Below are 26,076 nucleotides of genomic sequence, written 5' to 3' on the forward strand. Positions count from 1 at the left end.
GCGCCCGAACGGGGCATGAGTTCCGGCGGGCGCGAGGGCCGCTTCCGCTCGCACGCTTGCGCCAGCCGGCCCTTCTGGTCGAAGGCCATCAGGACGCGTCGCGCTGCCCGAGGGGAAGTGAGTTCAGGCGATCTGGGCCAGGATGGCCTCGGCCGCGGCGCGTGGCTCGGGGGCGGCCCAGACCGGGCGGCCGACGACGATGTGGTCGGCCCCGGCGGCCAGCGCCGCGGCGGGGGTGGCGATGCGCTTCTGGTCACCCGCGTCGGCGCCGGCGGGGCGCACGCCGGGGGTGACGATCAGGCGACCTGCGGCTTCGGGCAGGGCGCGGATCAGGGCTGCTTCTTGCGGGCTCGCGATCACCCCGTCGGCGCCGGCGGCGAGTGCGCGGCGGGCGCGCTCGACGGTGAGCCCGGTGATGTCGCCCGGGCGGATCAGCATCTCGTCGAGGTCGCCGCGGTCGAGCGAGGTGAGCACGGTGACGGCGAGGATGCGGGTGGGCGCCCGTCCGCGGCCCTTTACGGCTGCGCGCACCACGTGGGGGTCGCCATGGACGGTGAGAAAGTCGAGTTCGAAGGCCGACAGCCCCCGCACGGCCGCCTCGACGGTCGCGCCGATGTCGAACAGCTTGAGGTCGAGGAAGACGCGCTTGCCGCGGGACTTGAGCTCGGAGGCCAGCGCGAGGCCGCCGCCCGTCAGCATCCCGAGGCCGATCTTGTAGAACGAGACGGCATCGCCCAGTTGGTCGGCCATTGCCTCGCCGGCCAGCGCGTTCGGCAGGTCGAGGGCGACGATCAGGCGGTCGTCGTTGGTGCGCTCGGGCATGCTGTCCTCCCCTTCGGAGCAGGACGCTTCATGCCAGCCCGGGGGCCGGGGCGCAATGCGTCGCGGTCAGTCGGCGTCGAGCGGCACGACCCAGCGCAGGCCGATGCCGGTTCCCCGGCCCCAGACGACGCGGAGGTCGCCGATGTCCTCGGCCTCGTAGATCTTCAGCTTGAGCTTCCGGTCCGGTTCCCTGTCGTCGTCCGGCACGTTCCCGGCGCGGAGGATGGCCTCGTTCCCGGCGTCGGCGCACGGTCCCGGCCCCTCGCATCCGGGCGGGTCGAGGTCGGCGGGGAGCGGAGGGGCGCAGCGCCCCAGGGCCTCACCTACCGCCTCGCAGGGCTCGAACACTGCCCTAACCGTCGGCGTGGCGGGGAGGGGAGTGCCGGCGTCGCTGGGTGGCGTGTCGAGCGATGCCGCCTCGAGCGCAAGGGCCGTGGCGGGCGCAAGGGTCAGCTGGACCGCTATACGGGGCATGGCAGGTGCAAGCGGCGAGGGCGTGGGAAGGAGGGCGGCCGGCGGCGCAACCGCCTGCCAGGCGGGCAGCGCGAGAGCCGAGGGCGTCTTGCCGCCGATCTCGGCGCGGTTCAGGCTCGCCACCACCGCAGGCGTGGGAAGGACGATGCCGCGCAGTGTCGGCGCGCCCGCGTCCTGCGTCGCGGCGCATCCAGCGAGGAGGGCCGGTGCAAGCACCAGCACCTGCAGGGTGCGGCGCGCTGATCGTGACGGTCGGGCGGTTGATCGCATGGCGGCCCCACGGGCTTCCGGCGCTCTGCACAACTTAAACGCGAAAGTGAGTCGAGGCGTTCCCAAAGCGTTGCGCGCGCGCCATGTCGCACCCTGCCTCTGCCATCGCGCCCCGCGGCGCGGACACGTCCGCAGGCCGGCGCGGCGGCGGTGCTGCGACATGCCGCGGCTTGCACAGGCGTTGCACATTCACCACATCGGATCGGCGGGCAGGCTTCGGATGCCCAGCGAGCGAGGCGAGGCCGGGCGGGCCGATAACGGGCGCCGGGCGGATCGTGCCAGAGGGAGCAGTGCATGAATCTCGACAAGTTCACCGACCGGGCCAAGGGGTTCCTCAACGCGGCCCAGACCATCGCGATGCGCGAGGGGCATCAGCGGCTGACGCCCGAGCACCTGCTGAAGGCGCTGCTGGACGACCAGAAGGGCCTGGCCACCAACCTGATCACGGCCGCCGGGGGCGATGCGCGCGCGGCCAGGGCGGGCGCCGATGCGGCGGTGGCGCGGATCCCGAAAGTGTCGGGCGGCGACGGCCAGATCTACATGGACCAGGCGCTGGCGCGGCTGCTGGACGAGGCGGTGCGCGTGGCCGAGAAGGCGGGCGACAGCTTCGTCGCGGCCGAGCGGCTCTTGACCGCGATCTCGCTGGCCAAGGGAACCGAGGCGGCGAAGGTGCTGGAGAGCGCGGGCGTCAAGCCCCAGCCGCTGGAGCACGCGATTGCCGAGATGCGCAAGGGTCGCACGGCGGATTCGGCCAGCGCCGAGGAAGGCTATGACGCGCTGAAGAAATACGCGCGCGACCTCACGGCCGCCGCGCGCGAGGGCAAGATCGACCCCGTCATCGGCCGCGACGAGGAGATCCGGCGCACGGTGCAGGTCCTGTCCCGCCGCACCAAGAACAACCCCGTCCTGATCGGCGAGCCGGGCGTCGGCAAGACCGCGATCGCGGAGGGCCTCGCCATCCGCATCGTCAATGGCGACGTGCCGGAGAGCCTCAAGGACAAGAGCCTGATGGCGCTCGACATGGGCTCGCTGATCGCGGGGGCGAAGTATCGCGGCGAGTTCGAGGAGCGCCTCAAGGCGGTCCTGTCCGAGATCCAGTCGGCCGCGGGTGGCATCATCCTGTTCATCGACGAGATGCACACGCTGGTGGGCGCCGGCAAGGCGGACGGGGCGATGGACGCCTCGAACCTGCTCAAGCCCGCGCTGGCGCGGGGCGAGCTGCATTGCGTCGGCGCCACGACGCTGGATGAATACCGCAAGCATGTCGAGAAGGACGCGGCCCTTGCCCGGCGCTTCCAGCCGGTCTTCGTGAGCGAGCCGACGGTCGAGGACACGATCAGCATCCTGCGCGGCATCAAGGAGAAATACGAAGTCCACCACGGTGTGCGGATCACCGACTCGGCGCTGGTCGCGGCGGCGACGCTCTCGAACCGCTACATCACCGACCGCTTCCTGCCCGACAAGGCGATCGACCTGATGGACGAGGCGGCGAGCCGGCTGCGGATGGAGGTGGACTCGAAGCCCGAGGAGCTCGACGCGCTCGACCGCGAGATCATGCAGAAGCAGATCGAGGCCGAGGCGCTGAAGAAGGAGACCGACGCGGCCTCGAAAGACCGGCTGGAGAAGCTGACCAAGGAGCTTGCCAATCTCACCGAGCAGTCGGACGAGTTGACCGCGCGCTGGGAGGCGGAGCGCTCGAAGCTGGGCACGGCGCGCGAGCTGAAGGAAAAGCTCGACGAGGCACGCAGCCAGCTCGAGATTGCCAAGCGCCAGGGCGACCTCGGCAAGGCGGGTGAGCTGGCTTACGGCGTCATCCCGGATCTGGAACGCAAGCTGGCCGAGGCGGAAGGCGCCGAGCAGACCGACGTTCTGGTCGAGGAGGCGGTGACGCCCGAGCACATCGCCGGCGTCGTCAGCCGCTGGACCGGCATTCCGGTCGACAAGATGCTGGAGGGCGAGCGCGAGAAGCTGCTGGCGATGGAGGAGACCATCGGCGCCCGCGTGATCGGGCAGGAGCAGGCGGTGACCGCCGTGTCGAACGCCGTGCGCCGGGCCCGGGCGGGCCTCAGCGACCCCAACCGGCCGATCGGGTCCTTCCTGTTCCTCGGCCCCACGGGCGTCGGCAAGACCGAACTCACCAAGGCGCTGGCCGGGTTCCTGTTCGACGACGACCAGGCGATGGTGCGCATCGACATGTCCGAGTTCATGGAGAAGCATTCGGTCGCCCGGCTGATCGGCGCCCCCCCGGGCTATGTCGGCTACGAGGAGGGCGGCAAGCTGACCGAGGCCGTGCGCCGTCGTCCCTACCAGGTGGTGCTGTTCGACGAGATCGAGAAGGCGCACCCCGATGTCTTCAACGTGCTCTTGCAGGTGCTGGACGAGGGGCGGCTGACGGACGGGCAGGGGCGGACGGTGGATTTCCGCAACACGCTGATCATCCTGACCTCGAACCTCGGCGCGCAGTACCTGACGGCGCTGCCGGACGGGGCGCATGCGCGGGACGCCGAGCCGCAGGTGATGGCCGAGGTGCGGGCGCATTTCCGGCCCGAGTTCCTCAACCGGCTCGACGAGATCGTGCTGTTCGACAGGCTGTCGCGCGACCACATGGCGGGGATCGTGAAGATCCAGGTGGGCGATCTGCAGCGGCGGCTCGAGCCGCGCAAGATCACGCTCGATCTGGACGACGCGGCGATGGCCTGGCTGGGCGAGAAGGGCTACGACCCGATCTATGGCGCGCGGCCCTTGAAGCGGGTGATCCAGAAGGCGCTGCAGGACCCGCTGGCCGAACTGATCCTGGGCGGCGTGCTGAAGGACGGCGAGACATTGAGGGTCTCGGCCGGGCCGGATGGCCTGATCCTCGGCGAGCGGGCGAGGCCCGAGGCGGAGCACGCCACGGTGCATTGACGGCGAAGGCCAGAGCGACGGCGAGGCCCCGGGAGGCGATCCCGGGGCCTTTTCCGTCGCTTTTAGGCGCCGCCGCCCCGGCCCTGAGCCGGGGCCTCGTGATGCCGGGCGCGAGCTTCGAAAGCCCCCGGGTCAAGTCCGGGGCAGTGGGGTGGGGGCGCTTCCCGAGCGGCGGTCCCGGGCGCGAGCGCCCGATCACATCCGGTCGCGCAGCGAATACCACGTCATCGCGAGCGCGAGCAGCGGCGCGCGGAACCAGTCGCCGCCGGGGAAGGCGGGGATGGGGAGGCGTGCCATCACGTCCCAGCGCTCCATCTGGCCCGCGATCGCCTCGGCGGCGATCTGCCCGCCCATGGTCGCCATGTGGATGCCCGAGCCCGACCAGCCGGAGACGGCGAGGGTCTGCGCGTCGATGCGCTGGAAGGCCGGCATCCGGGGCGCGGTGATGGCGAGCGTGCCGCCCCAGGCATGGGTGAGCTTCACGCCGGAAAGCTGCGGGAAGATCTCGAGCATCTTCGAGCGGACGAGCCCCGCGATGTCGGCGGGGAAGCGCGCGCCATAGCTCTCACCCCCGCCCCACAGCAGCCGGTGATCCGGGGTCATGCGGTAGTAGTTGAGCACGAATTTCGTGTCCGAGACGCAGAACGGCCCCTTGATGATCTCTTGCGCGCGCGCCTTGCCCAGCGGCTCGGTGACGGCGATGAAGTTGTTGATGGGCATCGAGCGCGCCTGCACGGCCGGGACCAGCCCGTCGAGATAGCCGTTCATGGCAAGGATGACGTGATCGGCCGACACCGCGCCTTGGGCGGTCTCGACCCGGCCCGGGCTCACGCGGGTCACGCGGCTCTGCTCGAAGATGCGCGCCCCTGCCGCCGCCGCGGCGCGGCCCAGTCCCAGCGCGAGGCGCAGCGGGTGGAGATGGGCGTAGAGCCCCTCGTGCAGCCCGCCATGATAGCGTTGGGTGCCGAGCCAGTCGCCCATCGCCTCACGCGGGATGACGGTCAGGTCGTCGCGGCCGTAGTGGCGGGCGACGTGCTCGGCGTAGTTCGCAATCTCGGCGGCGTGGTCGGACTTCCACGCGGCCTCCATGCCGCCGTCGGTCAGGTCGCAGTCGATGGCATGGCGGGCGATAAGGTCGCGCACTAGCCGGTTGGCCGCGAGCGCGATGCCCCAGACCTTGCGCGCGTCGTCGCGGCCGATCTTCGCTTCATAGACGCGTATGTCGGCGCGCGGCCCGGTGCCGAGTTGGCCCCCGTTGCGCCCCGAGGCGCCCCAGCCGATGCGGTTGGCTTCGACGAGGGCGACCGAGAAGCCCCGTTCCGCCAGGTGCAGCGCCGCCGAGAGCCCCGCATAGCCGCCGCCGACCACGCAGACATCGGCGCGGCTCTCGCCCGCAAGGGACGGGTGGTCGGGCATCTCCCCGGCCGTGTCGGTATACCAGCTTGACGGGTGCCGGCCGGGGGTGTCGTTCGCGGTGAGGTAGCCGGCCATGGCGCGGCCTTCAGAGGGCGCCCTCGCGGGTCAGCGCGTCGGCAAGGTCGTCGAAGGTCTTGCGCGCGCGGGCGACCAGCTCGTCGCATTCCTCGCGGGTGATGACGAGGGGCGGCGCGATCACCATGGTGTCGCCCACCGCGCGCATCACGAGGCCGTTGCCGACCGAGAGGTTGCGGCAGCGCGTGCCGGTGGTGCCAGGGTTCGCGAAGCGCTCCATCGGCTCCTTGCGGCGCACGATCTCGGCCGCACCGATCAGGCCGCGCATGCGGGTCTCGCCGATCAGCGGGTGGTCGGACAGCGTCGCCCATTTGCGCTGGAGGTAGGGGCCGATGTCGTCGCGCACCCGCTCGACCAGCTTCTCCTCGCGCATGATGCGCAGGTTGGCGAGGCCGGCGGCGCAGGCGGCGGGGTGCCCGGAATAGGTATAGCCGTGGTAGAACTCGCCCGCCTTGGCCATCACCACCTCGGCGACGCGGTCCGAGATGAACACGCCGCCCATGGGCACGTAGCCCGAGGTCATGGCCTTGGCGATCGACATGAGGTCGGGCTTGATCTGGAACGTGTCCGAGCCGAACCAGTTGCCGGTGCGGCCAAAGCCGCAGATGACCTCGTCGGCGACCAGCAGGATGTCGTGCTCGCGGCAGATGCGGCTGACTTCCGGCCAGTAGCTCTCGGGCGGGATGACGACGCCGCCGGCCCCCTGGATCGGCTCGGCGATGAAGGCCGCGATGTTGTCGGCGCCGACCTCGCGGATCTTGGCTTCCAGCTCGCGCGCTCGGGCGCGGCCGAACTCGTCGGGCGTCATGCCGGTGGCCTTGCCCTCGCCGAACCAGTAGGGCTGGCCGATGTGGTGGACGCCCTCGATCGGCAGTCCGGACTGGCCATGCATCGCCGACATGCCGCCGAAGGACGCGCCCACCACGGTCGAGCCGTGATAGCCGTTCCTGCGCGCGATGAACTGCTTCTTCGACGGCTTGCCCATGCAGTCCCAGTAGACGCGCGCGAGGCGGAACACGGTGTCGTTCGATTCCGATCCGGAATTGGTGAAGAACACCCGGTTCATGTGCGCGGGCGCGACCGCCGTGACGGCTTCGGAGAACTCGGCGGCCGCGGGGTGGGTGCACTGGAAGAAGGTGTTGTAATAGGGCAGCTCGTGAAGCTGGCGGGTCACGGCCTCGACGATCTCGGCGCGCCCGTAGCCGACGGCCACGCACCAGAGCCCGGCCATGCCGTCGAGGATGCGGTTGCCCTCGGAATCGCGCAGCCACACGCCCTCGGCCCCGGTGAACACGCGCGCGCCCTTGGCGTTCAGTTCGGCCGTGTCGGTGAAGGGGTGCCAGTGATGCGCCGCGTCCATCTTCTGGTAGTCGGCGGTCGAGCGCAGGTTGAGGGGCGCGGTCATCTGGTCACCTCCGGGAAGGGCGGGAAAGCGGGGATTCGATTGCGGCGCATTTTGTGATCACAAATTCCCGGCGTCAAGCGGCGCCCTCGCGCACCAGCGCCGCACCCTGCTCGACGTCCGAGCGGATGGCGGCGGCGAGGCGGTCCGCGTCGCGGGCGGCCAGCGCCTCGAGCGCGGCCTCGTGGTAGTCGATGAGCGAGCCGGTGCCGATCCGGCCATAGACCCGCCGCATCACCGGCGAGGTCTGGAGCCAGACGCTCTCGACCAGCGCCATCAGCGCCGGGGCGTTGGCGCGGGCGTAAAGCAGGCTGTGAAACGCGTTGTTGGCCCGCACATAGCCCGCGGCGTCGCCGGCCTCGAGCCGTTCCTCGAGCCGGTCGTCGATGACGCGGAGCGCCGAAATGAGCGGCTTGTCCACGCCCGGCAGGGCGCGCACCGCCAGTTCCGGCTCGAGCAGCGAGCGGGCGCGGAACAATTCGTCCAGCGCCCCGGCGTCCGGCAGGGGAACCTGCACGCGGCCGGTGTCGGTCATCGCCAGCGCCCGTTCGGCCACCAGCCGCCGGACGGCCTCGCGCGCCGGGGTCATCGAGACGCCGAGCCCCTCGGCCACGCCGCGGAGCGTGAGCGAGGCGCCGGGCGCGAGCCCGCCTTCGAGGATCTGCGCCCTGAGCGCGCGGTAGACCGCCTCGTGCGCCGGGACCTGTCCATCCAGCCTGGGGGCGTTCATCGGTCTCCTCGCCGCTTGATCTTCGGGCAAGTTTGTGATCACAATCCGCGCCAATGTCAAATGGCAGGTGCCCGGATGTCCGACCCGTACCGCAAGGATTACGCCTTCCTCGCCAAGGATGCGAAGGCGGTCACGCATGACGAGATGATGTATGCGGGAGCGCTGAGCTTCTGCCGCCGTCGCTATGCGCGCGACCTGGAGGGCGTCGACGTGGCGGTGATCGGCGTGCCCTTCGACACCTCGGTGACCAACCGTCCCGGCTGCCGCTTCGGGCCGCGCGCGGTGCGGGCGGCATCGTCCCAGCTTGCCTGGAGCCGGGCATGGCCCTCGCCCTTCGACCCGTTCGAGCGGATGGCGGTGGTGGACTGGGGCGACGTGCAGTGGGACCCGGGCTATCCCGCGCAGGTGCCGGCGGCGATCGAGGCGGCGATCTCCCATGTCATTGGGCAGGGGACGGCGGCGCTGGCGATCGGGGGCGATCACTTCGTGACCTACCCATCGCTGAAGGCACATGCGGCAAGACATGGCGCGCCCCTGTCGCTGATCCAGTTCGACGCCCATTCCGACACCTGGGGCGCGAACGAGCGCGAGCGCATCGACCATGGCACGATGTTCCGCCGCGCGGTGGAGGAGGGGGTCCTCGACCCCGAACGCTCGATCCAGATCGGGCTCAGGACCACCAACGACGACCCGATGGGCTTCAACATCCGCGACGCGAACTGGGTGCACCGCCATGGACCCGAGGCGGTGGCCGCGGAAATCCGCAAGGTGGTGGGCGACCGGCCCTGTTATCTCACCTTCGACATCGACTGCCTCGACCCGGCCTTCGCGCCCGGCACCGGCACGCCGGTCTGCGGCGGGCTGAGCACCTGGCAGGCGAAGGAGGCGCTGAGGGCGCTTGACGGCATCGACCTCAAGGGCATGGACGTGGTCGAGGTCGCCCCCGCCTACGACCATGCCGAAATCACCGCGCTCGCGGGCGCGACACTGGCGCTTGAGATGCTGTGTCTCTATGCGCGGACCCGAGGGATATCATGAACTTCGCCGAGCAGTTGGCCGCGTTCCGTGCCGAGTTTCCGCAGATCGAGGTTGCCGAGGTCTATGTGACCGACCTCAACGGCATCCCCCGGGGCAAGCTGGTGCCCATCGACATGCTCGAGAAGCTGGGCGAGGGCGGCATGAGGCTGCCGATCTCGACGCTGGGGCTCGATATCTTCGGGGCGGACGTGCCCAAGAACGCCATCGCGCTGGAGGTGGGCGACCCCGATGGCATCCTGCGCCCGCTGCCCGAGACGCTGGCGCCGATGCTGTGGGCCAAGCGCCCGACCGCGCAGATGCAGTGCATGATGCTGAACGAGACGGGTTCGGCGGTTTGCGACTACGACCCCCGCGGCGTGCTCGCGCGCGTGGTCGAGAAGGCGACCGCGATGCGGCTCACGCCGGTCATGGCGCTGGAGCTCGAATTCTACCTGATCGACCCCGAGCATCCGCTGCCGCCCAGAAACCCGGTGGCGGGCGGGCGGCTGAGCCGGGCGCAGCTCTATGATATGTCGGTGATCCGCGCCTTCGAGCCGGTGCTGTCCGAGATCACCGAGGCCGCGCAGGCCCTGGGCGCGCCGGCCGAGACGGCGATCTGCGAGTTCGGCGCGGGGCAGTTCGAGATGAACCTGCGCCATGTCGAGGACGCGCTGGAAGCCTGCGACCACATGGTGGCGCTGAAGCGCGCGATCCGGGGCGTGGCGCGGGCGCATGGCATGGATGCGAGCTTCATGCCCAAGCCCTTCGGCGAGATGGCGGGGTCGGGCCAGCACATCCACCTAAGCCTGCTGGACGAGACGGGGCGCAACATCTTCGACAGCGGCTCGAAGGTGCCGAACGAGAAGGTGTGTCAGGCGGTGGCCGGGATGCTGGACAGCATGGCTGACACGATGCTGCTCTACGCGCCGCATCACAACAGCTACCGGCGGCTCCTGCCGGGGTCATATGCGCCGGTGGTGGCGGCCTGGGGCATCGACAACCGCGGCACGGCGGTGCGGGTGCCCGAGACCTCCGGCAAGGGAGCGCGGATCGAGCACCGCGTCTCGGGGTCGGATGCCAATGCCTACCTGATGGCGGCGGCGGTGCTGGCCGGGGCGCTGGACGGGCTCGAGCGTGGCCTCACGCCGCCCGAGCCGATCTTCGGCGAGGCGAACGAGGAGCACGCCGAGCTGCTGCCGATCTCGTGGGCCATGGCCGAGCAGGCATTCTACGCCTCGGACTTCGTCGAGAAATGGCTGGGCGCCGAGTTCCAGCGCATCTATGCCGCGATCAAGCGGCAGGAGCGCTCGACCCTGATGGGGCGCGTGTCGGACGTCGAATACGACGCCTATCTGCGCACCGTCTGAGGCTCAGGCGCGGAACAGGGGCAGATCGGCAAACCGGGCGCGGGCCGTGGCGAGGGCGTCGCGGTCCATCAGGCCCGAGGTCGTGTCCACCACCGACACGACCGAGGCCGCATTGATCGCGGCTTCCAGCATCGCGTCCTCGGGGGCCAGGCCCTCGGCGAGCGCTGCGGCGAGAGTCGAGGTGTAGCTGTCGCCCGCCCCCGCCGTCCCCGCGACCTCGGCAGGGGCCGAGGCGCGCCAGAACACGCCCTCGGGCGCGGCGAGCCAGGCGCCGTCGGTGCCATCGGTCAGGCAAACCCAACGTGGCCCGACCTCGCGCACCTCGTGCAGGAAGCGCAGGAGGCCCATCTCGAAGCCGCCGAAGCTGAGGCCGCGTCGCAGGAGCGCGGGCGCATCCGGTCCGGGCACCGGGTCGGGGCCTTCCGAGCGAGCGGCGAAGGCGGGAACCAGCGCCTCGGCCTCGACGCGGTTGACCGAGAGGAGGTCCACGTCGCCGAGCGCCTTGACGAACGCCGCCGTACGCGAGGTGAGCTGGCGAATGCCGGGATTCGAGATCACCAGCGCGCCCGAACGCTTCGCTGCCGCCACGATCGCAGGGAAACAGTCGGCCGAGCCGGACGAGAGCGGGCCGACATAGACGAGATCGTGCCCCGCAAGCACGGCGTTGGGGATGTCGTCCATCGTCAGGCGCTCGTTCGCGCCGCGCTGCACGAAGATCGAGGCGTTGCGGTCGTGACTCGCGATCATCACCGAGGTGCCGGTGGGCGCGTCGGAATCCGTGATCAGGCGGTCCGCGGCCACGCCATAGCGGGCGAGGTGCTCGCGCACCGCCTCGCCGTTCAGGTCGTCGCCGACGCGCGCGAGCACTGCAACCCTCCAGCCGCGCCGGGCAAGGCTGACCGCGGTGTTGCAGGCGCCGCCGCCGACATGGTCGGAGATCGACTCGGCCGGCACCTTGCGGCCGGATTCGACCATGAGAAACGACTTGCCCTCGTTCGTCATGGTCATGCGTTCGATATTCTCGGCAGCCACGATGCAGATGATGTCGATCGTTGCCGAGCCGATGTGCAGGGATTTCATGCCGAACGTCGCACCCTTCTGCCGCGCCGGCCCGATCCTAGCGGGAAAGGCGGGGCGGCGTGAAGGGTGGACGGACACAAGCGCAGGGGCAGGGCGTCACGCCGGACGGTCGTGGGCCCCGGATGCCGGGCCGGGACCTGTGCGCGCCCCGGCCCGGACACAGCGTCACTCTGCGAGCTTCGCCGCAATCTGCGCCACCCGCGCGCCCTGCTGGCGGGCCAGCGAGAGCTCCTGCTCGATCGGCTGGCGATCCCCCTTGGGCCCCGCGATGGTCGCCGCGCCATAGGGTGAGCCGCCCTTGAGGACCGAGAGGTCCGTGAGCTCGCTCATCCCGTAATGCAGGCCGACCACGATCATGCCGTGATGCATCAGCGTCGGGATGAAGGTGAGGATCGTGGCCTCGTTGCCGCCACCGGTGCCGGTCGAGGTGAAGACCGAGGCCGGCTTGCCGACCAGCCCGCCCTTCATCCAGAGCCCGCCGGTCTGGTCGAGGAAGGTGCGCATCTGTCCGGCCATGTTGCCGAAGCGGGTTGGGGTGCCGAAGATGATCGCGTCGTAGTTCTCGAGATCCGCGACGCTCGCCACGGGGGCGTCCTGGTCGAGCTTGGCGCCTGCCTTCTCGGCCACCTCGCGCGGCATCGTCTCGGGCACGCGCTTGACGTCGACCTCGGCGCCGGCGTCGCGCGCGCCTTCGGCCACCGCCTTCGCCAGCGTCTCGATGTGGCCATACATCGAATAGTAGAGCACCAGAACCTTCGCCATCTGTCGCCTCCGTTCGCGGGTTTCGCTTCGGGGAAGCAGGTATCGCTCGCGCGCGCGAGAACAACCGCCCTGCTTGTTATGAAACTATTGCGCTCCGGGCAATGAATGCCGGGCGGCCGGTATGCGAACGGGCGGCGGATGACCCGCCGCCCGCCTTGCTCGCTGGTGGCGCGGCCTCACTCGGCCGCGACGGTCTCCCCGCCCGCCTTGTTGACCCGGCAGGCCGAGAACTTGAACTCGGGGATCTTGCCGTAGGGGTCGAGCTGCGGGTTGGTCAGCGTGTTCGCCGCCGCCTCGACATAGGCGAAGGGCACGAAGACCATGTCCTCGGCCACGGCGCGGTCGGCGCGGGCCATGATCTCGATCGCGCCGCGGCGGGTCTCGATGCGGACCATCTCGCCCGGCTTGACCCCCAGCCTGCGCAGCGTCGCGGGGTGGAGCGAGGCATTGGCCTCGGGTTCGGCCCAGTCGAGCACGGTGGCGCGCCGGGTCATCGAGCCGGTGTGCCAGTGCTCGAGCTGCCGCCCGGTAGTCAGTATCATCGGGAACCGCTCGTCCGGCACCTCGGCGGGCGGGGTGACGCGGGCGGGGGTGAACTTGGCGCGGCCGCCGGGGCGCGGGAAGCCGTCGCCGAACACCACCGCCTGGCCGGGATCCTCGGGGCTGAGCGAGGGGTAGGTGACGGCGCCCTCCTCCTCGAGACGGCCCCACGAGATGTTGCGCAGCGACTGCATCCCCATCTTCATCTCCTTGAAGACTTCCGAGGGGTGCTTGTAGTCCCACTTGAGCCCCAGGCGCTTGGCGAGCTCGACGACGATCCACCAGTCCTCGCGCGCCTCGCCCGGCGCGTTCAGCGCCTTGCGGCCCATCTGCACCTGCCGGTTGGTGTTGGTCACCGTCCCGGTCTTTTCCGGCCAGGCCGAGGCGGGCAGGACGACATCGGCGAAGTTTGCCGTTTCGGTCAGGAAGATGTCCTGCACCACGAGGTGGTCGAGATGGGCGAGCGCCTTGCGGGCGTGCTCGACATCGGGGTCGGACATCGCCGGGTTCTCGCCCAGGATGTACATGCCCTTGATCTCGCCGCGATAGATCGCGTCGATGATCTCGACCACGGTCAGGCCGGGCTCGGGGTTCACCTCCATCTGCCAGATCGAGCGGAACAGCTCGCGCGCGCCCTGGTCCTTCACCGGCTGGTAGTCGGGCAGCACCATCGGGATGAGGCCCGCATCCGACGCGCCCTGCACGTTGTTCTGGCCGCGCAGAGGGTGGAGGCCCGCCCCGGGCCGCCCGACATGGCCGCACAGCAGCGCGAGCGAGATCAGGCAGCGCGAGTTGTCGGTGCCGTGGATGTGCTGGCTGATGCCCATGCCCCAGAAAATCATCCCCGCCTTGGCCTTGGCGAAGGTGCGGGCGACATCGCGCAGCATGTCGGCATCGATGCCGCAGATCGGCGCCATCTTCTCGGGCGCGTAGTCCTTCAGGTGGTCGCGGAGCTGGAAGAACCCTTCGGTGAAGCCCTGCACATAGTTGCGGTCGTAGAGCTTCTCCTCGACGATCACGTGCATGATGGCGTTCAGCATCGCCACATCGGTGCCGGAGCGGAACTGAAGCATGTGCGTCGCGTGACGCTTGAGCGCCTGGGCGCGCGGGTCCATCACGATCAGCTTGCCGCCGCGCTTGGCGAACTGCTTGAAGTAGGTCGCGGCGACGGGGTGGTTCTCGGTCGGGTTGCAGCCGATCACGATCGCGCAATCGGCGTTCTCGATCTCGTTGAAGGTGGCGGTCACAGCGCCCGAGCCCACGTTCTCCATCAGCGCTGCCACCGACGAGGCGTGGCAAAGCCGCGTGCAGTGGTCGACGTTGTTGTGCCCGAAGCCGGTGCGGATCAGCTTCTGGAACAGGTAGGCTTCCTCGTTCGAGCACTTGGCCGAGCCGAAGCCCGCGACCGACTTGCCGCCGAAGAAGCCGCGCAGCTTGGCAAGCCCCGCCGCGGCGGCGTCGAGCGCCTCGTCCCAGGTCGCCTCGCGGAAATGCGTCCAGGGGTTGGCGGGATCGACGTTGAGCCCCTTGGCGGGCGCGTCGTGCCGGCGGATCAGGGGCTTGGTCAGCCGGTGGGGGTGGCGCACATAGTCGAAGCCGAAGCGGCCCTTGACGCAGAGCCGGTTCTCGTTCGCGGGCCCGTCGATGCCCTCGACCCAGGCGATCTTGTCGCCCTTTATCTTGAAGCTGAGCTGGCAGCCGACGCCGCAATAGGGGCAGACCGACTGGACCTCGCGGTCATAGTCCTTCGACGAGCCGCGCTGTTCCTCGTCCACCACGGTCGCGGGCATCAGGGCGCCGGTCGGGCAGGCCTGCACGCATTCGCCGCAGGCGACGCAGGTCGAGGCGCCCATCGGGTCATCGAAGTCGAAGGTGATCTGGGCATCATGCCCGCGGCCCGACATGCCGATCACGTCGTTGACCTGCACCTCGCGGCAGGCGCGCACGCACAGATTGCAGTGGATGCAGGCGTCGAGATTGACCTTCATCGCCACGTGGCTCGCATCGATCAGCGGCACGCGGTCGGACTCGATCTTCGGGAACCGGCTGGTGGTGACGCCCTGCCGGTCGGCCATGTCCCACAGATGGCTGTCGCGGTCATGCGCGTTCTCGCGCGCCGGCTGGTCGGCGACCAGAAGCTCCATGACCATCTTGCGGGCCTTGTCGGCGCGCTCGGTGCCGGTGCTGACCTTCATGCCGGGGGTCGGCATGCGGACGCAGGAGGCGGCAAGCGTGCGCTCGCCGTCGATCTCGACCATGCAGGCGCGGCAGTTGCCATCCGATCGGTAGCCCGGCGCGTCCTTGTGGCACAGGTGCGGGATCAGCGTGCCCTCGCGCTTGGCGACCTGCCAGATGCTCTCGCCGGGGGCTGCCTCGACCTCGCGGCCGTCGAGGGTGAAGGTGATCGTCTCCATCTTTCCACCGTCAGCCATGTCAGATCTCCTCCGGGAAGTGCTTGATCGTCAGCCGGATCGGGTTCGGCGCCGCCTGTCCGAGGCCGCAGATCGAGGCGTCGACCATAGCCTGGCTGAGTTCCTCCAGCAGGCCGGTGTCCCACCTGTCGGCTTCCATCAGCCTCACCGCCTTCTCGCAGCCGACGCGGCAGGGCGTGCACTGGCCGCAGCTCTCGTCCTCGAAGAAGCGCAGCATGTTCAGCGCCGCGTCGCGGGCCGAATCCTTGTCCGACAACACCACGACCGCGGCCGATCCGATGAACGAGCCATGCGGTTGCAGCGTGTCGAAGTCGAGCGGCACGTCCGCCATCGAGGCGGGCAGGAGGCCCGAGGACGGGCCGCCCGGCTGGTAGGCCTTGAACCGATGGCCGTCGAGCATCCCGCCGGCGGCCTCGATGATGTCGGTGATCGTCGAGCCTGCGGGCAGGAGGTGCACGCCCGGGTTCTTGACCCGGCCCGACACCGAGTAGGAGCGCAGACCCTTGCGGCCGTTCTTCTCGACCGAGGAGAGGATCTCGGGCCCCTCGCGGCAGATGCGGGCGACCCAATGCAGCGTCTCGACGTTGTGAACCAGCGTCGGGCGGTCGAAGATGCCGACCTGCGCGACATAGGGCGGGCGGTGGCGGGGAAGGCCGCGCTTGCCCTCGATCGACTCGATCATCGCGGACTCTTCGCCGCAGATATAGGCGCCGGCGCCGCGGCGCAGGTCGATGTAGCCCGGCGCGACCAGCCCCGCGGCTTCGAGGGCCGCGATCTCGCGGCGCAGGATTTCCAGTACCGCCGGGTATTCGTCGCGCATGTAGATGAAGGCTTTCTCGGCCTCGACCGCCCAGGCGGCGATCAGCATGCCCTCGAGGAACAGGTGCGGCGTGCGCTCGAGATAATAGCGATCCTTGAAGGTGCCGGGCTCGCCCTCGTCGCCGTTCACGGCGAGGAAGCGGGGGCCGGGATTGGCGCGCACGAAGGACCACTTGCGGCCCGACGGGAAGCCCGCGCCGCCAAGGCCCCGCAGGCCCGAGGCGAGGACCTTCTCCTGCACCTGATCCGGCGTGGCCGCGCCCGCACGCAGCGATTTCAGCGTCTCGTAGCCGCCCTTGGCCGCGTAGGTGTCATAGGTCTCGTAGTCCGGCAGATGCGCGTGCGTGTCGCCGGCTGCAATCGCCTTCTCGACCTTCTCGACGGTCGCGTGGTCGATGTGGTTGTGGCCTATTTCCAGCACCGGCGCGGTGTCGCAGCGGCCCATGCAGGGCGCGCGCAGGACGCGGACCTGGGCGGGGTTCATGCCGCCCTCGAGCGCCTTGAGCAACTGCTGCGCGCCCGCAAGCTCGCAGGAAAGCGAGTCGCAGACCCGGATGGTCAGCGCGGGCGGGGGCGTCTCGCCTTCCTTCACCGGGTCGAAATGGGCGTAGAAGGTCGCGACCTCCCAGACTTCGGCCTGCGACAGGCGCATCTCCTCGGCCAGCGCGCGCAGATGGGCGGACGACAGATGGCCGTGCTTGTCCTGGATCAGGTGCATGAACTCGATCAGCAGGTCGCGCCGGCGCGGCCGGTCGCCGATCAGCGCGCGCACCTCCGTGAGTGCGGCGTCGTCATACTGGCGCCCCTTGGGCGTCTTGCGCCCCTTGCCCTTGCCCGATTTCCAGACCCCGGGCTTGTCGTCCAGCGGTGCCATCAGCGCCCCCGATGAAGTTTTCCGTTTTCGTGGTATACCACAAAAAGCCCATCTCTGGGCGGGCGCGCAAGTGCGAATTCCCGATCGTTTGATAATCTGCGCTTATAAAGAGGGCAGCGGTAGCCTGGAAGCGACGCGCAGCATTGCGGTAACGGCAGGGGGCTCGAATCCGGTCTCGGGCGTGAGCAGCGCGACGGTGCGCCGGATCTCGGGCTCGACCAGCGGAAGGGTCAGGAAGCCGGGGCCGAAGAATCGGGTATCGGTGGCGTTCGCGGGCGCGATAGTCGCCGAATCACTGTCGGCGATATAGCTGAACAGTGCCGAGAGGTCGTCGGTCTCGAACACCGGGCGGGGCAGGACGCCGGCCTCGCGGAAGGCTGCGTCGATGATCTGGCGGTTCTTCATGTTCGGCGTGAGCAGGGCCAGCGGGTGGTCCGCCGCCTCGCGCCAGGTGATCGTGCCGCGCCCGGTGGGACCGAGGGCTGCAGGAAGGACAAGCACATAGGACTCGCGGTAGAGCGGCAGAGCCCTGAAGCGCGAGGTCGCGCGCTCGTCGAGATACGAGAGCCCGACATCGAAGTTTCCGGCGCCGAGGCCCGCGTCGATCTCGGCGAACGAGGCCGAGCGGATCTCGGGCACCACGCGCGGATGCTTGCGCTTGACGGCCGCCGCGATGCGCGTGGCCTGACCCAGCGCGGTGGGGATCACCCCCATCACCACGCGGCCCGCGACGACGCCGCGGGCGTTCGTCATCTCCTGCATCATGGCGTCGTTCTCGGCGAGGATCCGGCGTGCCCATTTCAGCAGGATCTCGCCTTCCTCGGTGAATCCGCCGAAGCGCGAGCCGCGCCGGACGAGCGCCATGCCGATCACGTTTTCGAGATTGGCAATGCGCGACGACAGCGCGGGCTGCGAGATGCCGCAGGCCTCGGCCGCGCGGGTGAAGTGGCGGTGCTTGGCCAGCGCCGCCAGAATTTCCAGATCGCGCAACTCGACTTTCATCGGGACCTGTCCGCCGGGAGCCTGCCGCCACTTTGCAGCATGGCGGGCGGGTTGCAACCGGCCTCGCACCCCGTTCGCCGTCAGGCCAGGCCCGCCACGCCAGCGAGCAGCCGCAGCCCAAGCGCCGCGAAGAAGATGCCGACGCCCGCGTTGATCCAGCGCCCGGCGCGGGCATAGGCCTCGGCCGCGCGGCGGGTCGAGAAGGCGAGCGCGTAGCCGAGATGTCCCAGCGCCGCGACGCAGGCCGAGCCCGCCACCATGACGGCGACCGCCGCGGGCGTGGCCTGGCCGGCGGGGAAGATCGAGACGAGCACGATCCACGTGGTGAGCGCCTTGGGGTTGGTGGCGAGGATGCCCAGCGTGATGGCGAAGGCCTGCCGCGCGCTCAGCATCCGCGCCCGTCCGATGCCGGCCGACCAGTGCCAGGCCCGATGCAGGTAGCGCGTGCCGAACCAGACCAGCAGGCAGCCGCCCGTCGCGGTCAGCGCGGGCTCGAGCCAGGGCAGCCGGGCGAACAGGAAGGCCGCGCCCAGGATCAGCGCGAGCGCCCAGCCCGTCACCCCCAGCGCGACCGCGGGCACCACCGCCAGCGCCACCGACCGGCCGGAACCGAGAGCGATGGCGATGGTGTTGAAGACGTTGGGCCCGGGCGAAAGCACGTTCGCCGCGAACACCGCCCAGGCGGTCAGGATCTCGGTCCAGGGGATCATGGCGGCCCGGGCGGGCAGGGGCGGGGTTATTCCTTCGGCGCCGTCGCGGCCATCGCGGGCGTCGCCGCGAAGGTCTCGTACCAGGCGGCGAGCCGCGGCGCACCGGCGCGCCAGCCGAGATCGGCGAACCGGAAGTCGATGTAGCCGAGCGCGCAGCCGATGGCGACGTGGTCGGCCCTCACCGGACCGGCAAGGGCGTCTGCGTCGGCCTCGAGGGCCGCGATGGCGTGGCGCACCTTGGCGACCTGCCCGTCGACCCATGCCTGCATGCGGATCGGCTCGGGCCGCAGGCGGCGCTCGTAGACCGCGAGGATACCGGCGTCGAGGATGCCGTCGGCCAGCGACTCGCGCGTCAGCACCTTCCAGATGCTGTCGTCCGAGGGGTAGAGGCCGGTGCCCGCGACATGGTCGAGATAGCGGCAGATCACCCGGCTGTCGAAGATCGCCTCGCCCACGTCGGTGACCAGGCAGGGCACCTTGCCCAGCGGGTTCACGGCCAGCGTGCCTTCGTTCGGCGCGAGCGGCGTGCCCGAGCCCGCGATCAGTTCGACCCGGTCGGCCAGGCGGCCGAGATGCAGGATCACCATCGCCTTGCGCACATAGGGCGAGGTCGCGGAGTAATAGAGCTTCATGGTCAGAGCCTCCTGTCAGGGCGGTCGGGGATGGGTGCCTCGGGCCGCCGGCGCGGCGCGAACAGGCGCCCCAGGATCATCGAGGTTCGGGGCGTGTAGCTGTAGGCGGTCTGCGGCGCGGGGGCCCGGCGCCGCGTCATGCGATAGAGCGCAAACAGCACCAGCACAAGATGCGCGCCGGACACGAACAGGAACAGCGCGTCGGGCCCGTGCGTCGAGATCAGCCAGGCCGAGATCAGCGGGCTGAAGATCGCGCCCACCGAGAAGAAGAACAGCAGTGCGGCGGAAAGTTCGACGATGAAGTCGGGCGGCGCGAAGTCGTTCGCATAGGCCGCCGCGACCGAGTAGATCGGATAGGCGGTCATGCCGAAGATGGCGGCGCCCAGATAGAGCATGACTGGCTGCCCCGCAGGCATGGCCAGCGACATCCACAGGCAGCCGAGGATCGACAGGCCCGAGAGCCCCACCAGCACGGCGCGGCGGTCCACCTTGTCGGCGATCCAGCCCACCGGATACTGCGCCGCGACGCCCCCGAGGATGGCGGCCGACAGGAAGATCGCGATCTCCTCCTGCGCCAGTCCCTTCTCGAAGCCGTAGAGGGGTCCCACCATGCGGAAGGACGAGCCCGTCATGGCGGCGACGATCACCCCCATCACCGCCGAGGGCGAGAGCCTCAGCGCCGCGAGCGGCCTGAGCCGCGGCGCCGTGGGCGTCGTGGGCGCGACGCGGCGCGTGAGAGCCAGCGGCAGCAGGCAGATGACGCAGAACACCGCGACGATGTTGTAGGCGACGTAGCTTGCCGGATCGAGCACCGCGATCATCGCCTGCGCCGTCACCGCGCCGAGCAGGTCGACGACGCGGAACACGCCGTAGATGCGGCCCCGGTTGGTGTTCTCGACCTTTGCCTGCAGCCATGATTCGACCACCGTGTAGGACGCGGCGATGGCGATGCCGGTGAGCACGCGCAGCCCCGCCCACAGCCAGGGCCCCACCAGCACCGGGTGCAGCAGCGCCCCGGTGGCCCCGATCGCCGCCGCCGCCGCGAAGCAGCGCGAATGTCCCACGGTCCCGATCAGCCGGGGGGTGATGAAGCAGCCGACGAAGAAGCCGAGGAAATGCGCCGAGCCCAGGAGCCCGATCTGCTCGGTCGTGAAGCCGCGCGACACCCCCGCGAGGGCATCGAGCGGCGCAAGCGATCCCGACCCCATCTGCACGAGGAAGATCGAGACGAACAGCGAGGTGAACGAGATCAGGGCTGTCATGCGCGGGCGATGGCGGGCTCTGCTGGGGCCGCGGCGCAACGGGACGGCGTGACCGGACCGGGACTGACGGGCCTCGGGGCTCGATGTTCGACTTGTTGTGCCATGAAGCGCCGGGGGCGTCACGGAAGAAGATCTGCGCGCCATGCATAGCAGGTCTGCGCCGCGGCGCATGGCGCGGACGCACGCGCCGGGTCCGCGGCCCGAGGCGCGCGCGCATGGCTCCCCTGCGGCGATGCGCGCGCCTTGCGGTGGGGCGCCGGCGGTTGGTATCACCGGACGCGGACAGAAATTCGGGAGAGGCGCGTGAGGGCGGGGAGACAGGCGAACGGCGCGTCCGGCGACGCGGAGGCGAGGGACCGGGCGAAATCGGCCCGGCTGAGCCCGCTGCGGGGCCTGCTGCCCTATCTCGCGCCATACCGGCGGCATATCGCGTTCGTCGTCGTGGCGCTGGTGGCGGCGGCGGGCTTCACGCTGGCCGTGCCGGTGGCCTTCGGCCGGGTGATCGACGTCATCATGCGCGGCGACAGCGGGCTGATCGACCGCTATTTCCTCGCCCTGCTGGGGGTGGCCGCCCTGCTCGCGACCGCGACGGCGGCCCGCTTCTACCTGGTCACACGGCTGGGCGAGCGGGTGATCGCCGACCTGCGCAAGGGCGTCTTCGCCCATGTCGCGGGCATGTCGCCGGCCTTCTACGAGAGGATCATGACCACCGAGGTGCTGAGCCGGCTGACCGCCGACACGGCGATCATCCAGACGGTGGTGGGCTCGACGGCCTCGATCGCGTTGCGCAACATCCTGCTGCTGTTCGGCGGCATCGGGATGCTGCTGTGGACCTCGCCGAAGCTTACCGGCATGACGCTGCTGATCGTGCCGGCGGTGGTGTTTCCGATCCTGATCCTGGGGCGGCGGGTGCGGCGGCTCTCGCGTCTCAGCCAGGACAAGCTGGCCGAGAGCGCGACCCATGCGGGCGAGATGCTGCAGGCCGCGCAGACCGTGCAGGCGATGAACTACGACGGCGAGGCGCGCCGGGTGTTCTCGGGCAAGGTCGAGGCGGCCTTCGGCGCGGCGAGGGAGCGGATCGGCGCGCGCTCGCTGCTCACGGTGCTGGTCATCTTCTTCATCTTCGCGGGCATCGTGGGCGTGATCTGGATCGGCGCGCGCGACGTCATCGCGGGGCGCATGAGCCCCGGCGAGATGACGCAGTTCGTGCTGTTCGCGGTGTTCACCGCGGGCGCCGTGGGCGCGCTGTCCGAGGTCTGGGGCGAGTTGCAGCGCGCGGCGGGCGCGACCGAGCGGCTGGTCGAGCTGTTGTCGATGCCGAACCCGGTGGCCGAGCCCGCCGATCCCCTGCCGGCGCCGAACCCGACCGAGGGCCGGATCGAGTTCGAGAACGTGCGCTTCGCCTACCAGACCCGCAGCGCCACGCCGGCGCTGGACGACCTGAGCTTCCACGTCGAGCCGGGCGAGACGGTGGCCCTGGTCGGCCCCTCGGGCGCGGGCAAGACGACGGTGCTGCAACTGCTGCTGCGCTTCTACGACCCCGACTCCGGCGCCATCCGCATCGACGGCGTGCCCATCGATCGCCTGCGGCTGGCCGACCTGCGCCGGCAGATCGCGCTGGTGCCGCAGGAGCCGGTGATCTTCGCCGACACGGTCGCGGCCAATATCCGCTTCGGCCGGCCCGGGGCGAGCGATGCGGAGGTCGAGGCGGCGGCGGAGGCCGCGGCCGCCCATGACTTCGTGACCCGCCTGCCGCAGGGCTACGAGACATGGCTGGGCGAGCGGGGCGTGCTGCTGTCGGGCGGCCAGAAGCAGCGCATCGCCATCGCCCGCGCGATCCTGCGCGACGCGCCCATCCTGCTGCTGGACGAGGCGACCTCGGCGCTCGATGCCGAGAGCGAGCGGGCGGTGCAGGCGGCGGTCGAGCGTCTCTCGCAGGGGCGCACCACGTTGGTGATCGCGCACCGGCTGGCCACGGTGAAGCGGGCCGACCGGATCCTGGTGCTGGAGGAGGGGCGGCTGGTGGCCTCGGGCACGCATGACGAACTGGTGGCGGCGGGCGGGCTCTATGCCCGGCTCGCGCGACTGCAGTTCACCGAGGGGCTGGCGGCGGAGTGATCCGGCCGCGGGCGCGCACCGCGCCTCAATCGAAGATGTCGAGGATGTCGTCGAGATCGTCGAAGCTGCGCCCGAGCCGGGCGAGGAGACCCGGCCTGTGCCGGCCCTTCTTGCGCCGCACCGGGCGGTCCTTGGGCGCGTGCGCGCCGGGCGCTTCGGCGGGATGAGGGATGGCCGGGCGCTGGCTGCGTGGGGCCTCGTGCGGGGCAGCGGCGGGAGGCATCGCCTCGATCACGCGGATCGGCGCGCCGCAGCCGTGGCAGACCAGCCGCTCGCGCCGGGCCGCGGCAGGCAGGATCGAGCGCGAGCCGCAATAGCAGCAGGCCGCGATCCTCTCATGCGGATGTCCCCGTCGTCCCATGCCTCACAGATATGTCAGCGCCCGGGCGATGCCAGAGGGGGTTTCGCCCCCGGGTGACGGCGCGGCAGCGCTTGCCGGGGCAGGACGGGCGTGTATTCATGACATCAGAACTCGGGACAACGGGGCGGCGGGCGGGGCGCGTGATGACCCTGCGGCGGGGAGGTCACATGGCGCAGGAACGCTTTGCCTGGGCGACGCTGGACGACAAGCGACAGATCGAGGCGATCCCGGCCGAGCAGCGCTGGCCCGGCGGCACGGTCTACCAGATGCTGGCCGGGACGGCCGCCCGCCACCCCTCGCGCCCGGCGGTGAGCTTCCAGCTGAAGGGGGGTCCCGCCGACCCCGCCGAGACGCTCGACTGGACTGCCCTGAAAGCGCAGGTGACGCAGGCGGCGAACCTCTTTCGCAGCATCGGCGTGGGCGATGGCGATGCGGTCGCTTATGTGCTCCCGAATGCCACCGAGACGGTGCTGGCCCTTCTCGGCGGCATGACCGCGGGCGTGGTGAGCCCGGTCAACCCCTTGCTCGAGACCGCGCAGATCGCCGCCATCCTTCGCGAAACGGGCGCGAAGGTGGTGGTGACGCTCGCGCCGTTCCCAAAGACCGACATCGCCCAGAAGGTGCATGCCGCCGTGGCCGAGGCGCCGGGGGTCGAGACGGTGCTCGAGGTCGATCTCAAGCGCTACTTGCGCCCGCCGCTGTCCTGGCTGGTCCCTCTGCTGCGCCCGAAGGTCGAGCGGCGGCACCGCGCGCGGGTGCTCGATTTCCGGGCCGAGCTGGCCCGTGCGCGCGCCGACGCCCTCGATTTCGCCGAGGACCGCGACCCCGACCGTATTGCCGCGATGTTCCACACCGGTGGCACGACCGGCCACCCCAAGATCGCCCGGCACTGCCAGCGCGGGATGGTCTACAACGGCCATGTCGGCGCGCTGTGCCTGATCGGGGCCGAGGACGTGCTGATCTGCCCGCTGCCGCTGTTCCATGTTCTGGCCGCCTACCCGGTGACGATGACGGCGCTGGCTTCGGGCGCGCATCTGGTGCTGCCCACCCCCGCGGGCTATCGCGGCGAGGGGGTGATGGACAATTTCTGGAAGCTGGTCGAGCGCTGGGGCGTCAGCTTCATGGTGATGGTGCCGACCGCGGCCTCGGCGCTGATGCAGCGGCCGGTGAATGCGGACGTCTCGAGCCTGAAATACGCCCTCTGCGGCTCGGCGCCGCTGCCGGTCGAACTGTTCCGCCGCTTCGAGGAGGCGACCGGCCTGCGCATCCTCGAGGGCTACGGCATGACCGAGGCGACCTGCCTCGTCTCGATCAACCCGCCCGATGGCGAGCGCAAGATCGGCTCGGTCGGCCTGCCGATCCCCTACACCGCCGCGAAGATCCTGCATTGCGCGGCCGACGGCACGGTGCTGCGCGACTGCGCCACCGACGAGGTGGGCGAGATCTGCCTGCGTTCGCCCGGCGTGTTCCCGGGCTACAAGGACCCCGCGCGCAATGCCGGGCTGTTCGCGCAGCCCGGCGACTGGCTGCGAACGGGCGACCTAGGCCGGATCGACGCCGACGGCTACATCTGGATCACCGGCCGCGCCAAGGACCTGATCATCCGCGGCGGGCACAACATCGACCCCGCGCTGATCGAGGAGGCGCTGGCCGGGCATCCCGCGGTCGCCTTCGTCGGCGCGATCGGCCAGCCGGACGCGCATTCGGGCGAGGTGCCCTGCGCCTATGTCGAGCTGGCCGCCGGGGCGCAGGTCACCCAGCAGGACCTGCTCGATTTCGCCGCTGGGCGGATCGCCGAGAAGGCGGCGGTGCCCAAGACCATCGAGATCCTCGACGAGCTGCCCAAGACGGCGGTCGGCAAGATCTTCAAGCCGGACCTGCGCAAGCGCGCAACGGCGCGGATCTACACCCGCGCGCTCCTGGACGCGGGCATCCGGGCCGACGTGACCGTGGTCGAGGACCCGAAGCTGGGCCTGACCGCCGAAATCGCCGTCGAGGGGCCGGAGGCCGACGAGCACGCGATCGAGGCGGTGCTGGGCGTCTTCGCGCGGCCTTGGCGGCTGCGCCGCTGAACCGCGTCCCATGTTGACAGCCGCCCGCCTGCGGGTATAGACGGCGCCATCGCCGCCGCCCGTTGGGGCGGTGGTGCCGTTTTGGCGTCCGCGGCCCGCGCAAGCGGGATCCTGTCGCTTCGGGAATGAGCCCGGGGAGAGGAGGCCGCCTTGAATATTGACCGAAGGAGTAGGCCGTGACCAAGCGCACGTCCGCCAAATACAAGATCGACCGTCGTCTGGGCGAGAACATCTGGGGCCGCCCCAAGTCGCCGGTGAACCGCCGCGAGTACGGCCCCGGCCAGCATGGCCAGCGCCGCAAGGGCAAGATGAGCGACTTCGGCACGCAGCTGCGCGCCAAGCAGAAGCTCAAGGGCTATTACGGCGACCTGACCGAGAAGCAGTTCCGCAAGATCTATGGCGAGGCTGAGCGGCAGCGCGGCGACACCGGCGACATCCTGATCGGCCTGCTCGAGCGGCGCCTCGACGCGGTCGTCTACCGCGCCAAGTTCGTGCCCACCATGTTCGCCGCGCGCCAGTTCGTGAACCACGGCCATGTCAAGGTGAACGGCAAGCGCTGCAACATCGCCTCGGCCCGCGTCAAGGAAGGCGACATCGTCACCATCTCGGACAAGGCGCGCAACATGGCGCTGGTCATCGAGGCTGCGCAGTCGGCCGAGCGCGACGTGCCCGACTACCTCGAGGTCGATGCCTCGAAGGGCAGCGCGACCTTCCTGCGCGTGCCCGGGCTGACGGACGTGCCCTACCCGGTGCAGATGGAGCCGAACCTGGTGGTCGAGTTCTACGCCAAGAACTGATCCGTCCCCGGCGGGACGACATCTTCGCGGGCCGGTGCCGAAAGGCGCCGGCCCGTTCTCGTTTCGGGCGGGGGCCGTCCGTTCCCACGGTTTTGTCACCCGTATGTCGTGCGCCGCGGCTAGGCTCGGGCGCAGCTG

At 70.2% G+C, this 26,076-nt stretch carries 20 protein-coding genes; 6 read left to right on the top strand and 14 right to left on the bottom strand.

Going from position 1 to position 26,076, the window contains the following annotated elements:
• Nucleotides 1-123: 123 nt before the first annotated feature.
• Both pyrF and M1105_RS13445 read right to left on the bottom strand, forming a co-directional pair.
• Entirely contained in the window at nucleotides 124-822 is a 699-nt protein-coding gene (pyrF, locus tag M1105_RS13440; protein ID WP_249580887.1) for an orotidine-5'-phosphate decarboxylase, read from the bottom strand.
• A gap of 66 nt (nucleotides 823-888) precedes the next feature.
• The gene (locus tag M1105_RS13445) at nucleotides 889-1,512 is read right to left on the bottom strand and encodes a hypothetical protein (RefSeq protein WP_249580888.1); all 624 of its coding nucleotides are present in this window, start codon (nucleotides 1,510-1,512) and stop codon (nucleotides 889-891) included.
• A gap of 348 nt (nucleotides 1,513-1,860) precedes the next feature.
• Here M1105_RS13445 and clpB point away from each other — a divergent pair, with 348 nt between their 5' ends.
• A complete protein-coding gene (clpB, locus tag M1105_RS13450) occupies nucleotides 1,861-4,470 on the top strand; it encodes an ATP-dependent chaperone ClpB (RefSeq protein WP_249580889.1) in 2,610 nt (869 codons plus the stop codon).
• 195 nt (nucleotides 4,471-4,665) lie between these two features.
• Here clpB and M1105_RS13455 read toward each other — a convergent pair whose 3' ends face one another.
• The 3 genes from M1105_RS13455 to M1105_RS13465 form a co-directional block, all read right to left on the bottom strand.
• On the bottom strand, nucleotides 4,666-5,961 hold the full coding sequence (locus M1105_RS13455) for an NAD(P)/FAD-dependent oxidoreductase (protein ID WP_249580890.1): 1,296 nt from the start codon (nucleotides 5,959-5,961) through the stop codon (nucleotides 4,666-4,668).
• 10 nt (nucleotides 5,962-5,971) lie between these two features.
• The gene (locus tag M1105_RS13460; protein WP_249580891.1) at nucleotides 5,972-7,366 is read right to left on the bottom strand and encodes an aspartate aminotransferase family protein; all 1,395 of its coding nucleotides are present in this window, start codon (nucleotides 7,364-7,366) and stop codon (nucleotides 5,972-5,974) included.
• 73 nt (nucleotides 7,367-7,439) lie between these two features.
• A complete protein-coding gene (locus tag M1105_RS13465) occupies nucleotides 7,440-8,093 on the bottom strand; it encodes a GntR family transcriptional regulator (RefSeq protein ID WP_249580892.1) in 654 nt (217 codons plus the stop codon).
• A 75-nt stretch (nucleotides 8,094-8,168) separates the two neighbouring features.
• Here M1105_RS13465 and speB point away from each other — a divergent pair, with 75 nt between their 5' ends.
• Nucleotides 8,169-9,131, top strand: a complete 963-nt coding sequence (gene speB / locus M1105_RS13470) for an agmatinase (RefSeq protein ID WP_249580893.1) — start codon at nucleotides 8,169-8,171, stop codon at nucleotides 9,129-9,131.
• The gene (locus M1105_RS13475) at nucleotides 9,128-10,477 is read left to right on the top strand and encodes a glutamine synthetase family protein (RefSeq protein ID WP_249580894.1); all 1,350 of its coding nucleotides are present in this window, start codon (nucleotides 9,128-9,130) and stop codon (nucleotides 10,475-10,477) included. Before speB ends, M1105_RS13475 begins: the two co-directional genes overlap by 4 nt.
• A gap of 3 nt (nucleotides 10,478-10,480) precedes the next feature.
• Here the strand turns inward: M1105_RS13475 and M1105_RS13480 are convergent, their stop codons facing one another.
• From M1105_RS13480 to M1105_RS13515, 8 genes are all read right to left on the bottom strand, one after another.
• A complete protein-coding gene (locus tag M1105_RS13480; RefSeq protein WP_249580895.1) occupies nucleotides 10,481-11,557 on the bottom strand; it encodes a carbohydrate kinase family protein in 1,077 nt (358 codons plus the stop codon).
• Between the two features lie 165 nt (nucleotides 11,558-11,722).
• Nucleotides 11,723-12,319: an NAD(P)H:quinone oxidoreductase gene (gene wrbA / locus M1105_RS13485; protein ID WP_249580896.1), complete on the bottom strand. Its 597-nt coding sequence runs from the start codon at nucleotides 12,317-12,319 to the stop codon at nucleotides 11,723-11,725.
• A 176-nt stretch (nucleotides 12,320-12,495) separates the two neighbouring features.
• On the bottom strand, nucleotides 12,496-15,291 hold the full coding sequence (gene fdhF / locus M1105_RS13490; protein ID WP_249580897.1) for a formate dehydrogenase subunit alpha: 2,796 nt from the start codon (nucleotides 15,289-15,291) through the stop codon (nucleotides 12,496-12,498).
• A 1-nt stretch (nucleotide 15,292) separates the two neighbouring features.
• Nucleotides 15,293-16,984: an NAD(P)H-dependent oxidoreductase subunit E gene (locus M1105_RS13495; RefSeq protein WP_249580898.1), complete on the bottom strand. Its 1,692-nt coding sequence runs from the start codon at nucleotides 16,982-16,984 to the stop codon at nucleotides 15,293-15,295.
• A 102-nt stretch (nucleotides 16,985-17,086) separates the two neighbouring features.
• Nucleotides 17,087-17,986 (bottom strand): LysR family transcriptional regulator, encoded by a 900-nt coding sequence (locus tag M1105_RS13500; RefSeq protein ID WP_249580899.1) that lies wholly within the window; start codon nucleotides 17,984-17,986, stop codon nucleotides 17,087-17,089.
• An 80-nt stretch (nucleotides 17,987-18,066) separates the two neighbouring features.
• Nucleotides 18,067-18,696: a LysE family translocator gene (locus tag M1105_RS13505; RefSeq protein ID WP_249580900.1), complete on the bottom strand. Its 630-nt coding sequence runs from the start codon at nucleotides 18,694-18,696 to the stop codon at nucleotides 18,067-18,069.
• A gap of 26 nt (nucleotides 18,697-18,722) precedes the next feature.
• On the bottom strand, nucleotides 18,723-19,328 hold the full coding sequence (locus tag M1105_RS13510; protein ID WP_249580901.1) for a glutathione S-transferase: 606 nt from the start codon (nucleotides 19,326-19,328) through the stop codon (nucleotides 18,723-18,725).
• A 2-nt stretch (nucleotides 19,329-19,330) separates the two neighbouring features.
• Nucleotides 19,331-20,590, bottom strand: coding sequence for an MFS transporter (locus tag M1105_RS13515; protein WP_249580902.1), 1,260 nt, complete (start codon nucleotides 20,588-20,590; stop codon nucleotides 19,331-19,333).
• 303 nt (nucleotides 20,591-20,893) lie between these two features.
• Here M1105_RS13515 and M1105_RS13520 point away from each other — a divergent pair, with 303 nt between their 5' ends.
• Nucleotides 20,894-22,708 carry an ABC transporter transmembrane domain-containing protein gene (locus M1105_RS13520; protein ID WP_249580903.1) on the top strand — a complete coding sequence of 605 codons (1,815 nt, stop codon included), beginning with the start codon at nucleotides 20,894-20,896 and terminating at the stop codon, nucleotides 22,706-22,708.
• 25 nt (nucleotides 22,709-22,733) lie between these two features.
• Here the strand turns inward: M1105_RS13520 and M1105_RS13525 are convergent, their stop codons facing one another.
• Complete coding sequence (locus tag M1105_RS13525; protein WP_249580904.1) at nucleotides 22,734-23,069, bottom strand: hypothetical protein; 336 nt, start codon at nucleotides 23,067-23,069, stop codon at nucleotides 22,734-22,736.
• A gap of 167 nt (nucleotides 23,070-23,236) precedes the next feature.
• Here M1105_RS13525 and M1105_RS13530 point away from each other — a divergent pair, with 167 nt between their 5' ends.
• On the top strand, nucleotides 23,237-25,141 hold the full coding sequence (locus M1105_RS13530) for an acyl-CoA synthetase (protein ID WP_249580905.1): 1,905 nt from the start codon (nucleotides 23,237-23,239) through the stop codon (nucleotides 25,139-25,141).
• Nucleotides 25,142-25,317: 176 nt separating this feature from the next.
• Nucleotides 25,318-25,938, top strand: a complete 621-nt coding sequence (rpsD, locus tag M1105_RS13535) for a 30S ribosomal protein S4 (RefSeq protein WP_249580906.1) — start codon at nucleotides 25,318-25,320, stop codon at nucleotides 25,936-25,938.
• Nucleotides 25,939-26,076 lie beyond the last annotated feature (138 nt).

The sequence above is a fragment of the Thermohalobaculum sediminis genome, from assembly GCF_023487995.1.
In the GTDB taxonomy this organism is placed as follows: domain Bacteria; phylum Pseudomonadota; class Alphaproteobacteria; order Rhodobacterales; family Rhodobacteraceae; genus Thermohalobaculum; species Thermohalobaculum sediminis.

Excerpts from the sequence above, each read along its gene's own strand:
- speB (WP_249580893.1), top strand. The coding sequence starts at position 8,169 with ATGTCCGACCCGTACCGCAAGGATTACGCCTTCCTCGCCAAGGATGCG.
- clpB (WP_249580889.1), top strand. The coding sequence starts at position 1,861 with ATGAATCTCGACAAGTTCACCGACCGGGCCAAGGGGTTCCTCAACGCG.
- M1105_RS13525 (WP_249580904.1), bottom strand. The coding sequence starts at position 23,069 with ATGGGACGACGGGGACATCCGCATGAGAGGATCGCGGCCTGCTGCTAT.
- M1105_RS13530 (WP_249580905.1), top strand. The coding sequence starts at position 23,237 with ATGGCGCAGGAACGCTTTGCCTGGGCGACGCTGGACGACAAGCGACAG.
- M1105_RS13465 (WP_249580892.1), bottom strand. The coding sequence starts at position 8,093 with ATGAACGCCCCCAGGCTGGATGGACAGGTCCCGGCGCACGAGGCGGTC.
- M1105_RS13480 (WP_249580895.1), bottom strand. The coding sequence starts at position 11,557 with ATGAAATCCCTGCACATCGGCTCGGCAACGATCGACATCATCTGCATC.
- M1105_RS13475 (WP_249580894.1), top strand. The coding sequence starts at position 9,128 with ATGAACTTCGCCGAGCAGTTGGCCGCGTTCCGTGCCGAGTTTCCGCAG.
- M1105_RS13505 (WP_249580900.1), bottom strand. The coding sequence starts at position 18,696 with ATGATCCCCTGGACCGAGATCCTGACCGCCTGGGCGGTGTTCGCGGCG.
- M1105_RS13500 (WP_249580899.1), bottom strand. The coding sequence starts at position 17,986 with ATGAAAGTCGAGTTGCGCGATCTGGAAATTCTGGCGGCGCTGGCCAAG.
- wrbA (WP_249580896.1), bottom strand. The coding sequence starts at position 12,319 with ATGGCGAAGGTTCTGGTGCTCTACTATTCGATGTATGGCCACATCGAG.
- M1105_RS13515 (WP_249580902.1), bottom strand. The coding sequence starts at position 20,590 with ATGACAGCCCTGATCTCGTTCACCTCGCTGTTCGTCTCGATCTTCCTC.
- M1105_RS13495 (WP_249580898.1), bottom strand. The coding sequence starts at position 16,984 with ATGGCACCGCTGGACGACAAGCCCGGGGTCTGGAAATCGGGCAAGGGC.
- M1105_RS13510 (WP_249580901.1), bottom strand. The coding sequence starts at position 19,328 with ATGAAGCTCTATTACTCCGCGACCTCGCCCTATGTGCGCAAGGCGATG.
- M1105_RS13460 (WP_249580891.1), bottom strand. The coding sequence starts at position 7,366 with ATGACCGCGCCCCTCAACCTGCGCTCGACCGCCGACTACCAGAAGATG.
- pyrF (WP_249580887.1), bottom strand. The coding sequence starts at position 822 with ATGCCCGAGCGCACCAACGACGACCGCCTGATCGTCGCCCTCGACCTG.
- fdhF (WP_249580897.1), bottom strand. The coding sequence starts at position 15,291 with ATGGCTGACGGTGGAAAGATGGAGACGATCACCTTCACCCTCGACGGC.
- M1105_RS13455 (WP_249580890.1), bottom strand. The coding sequence starts at position 5,961 with ATGGCCGGCTACCTCACCGCGAACGACACCCCCGGCCGGCACCCGTCA.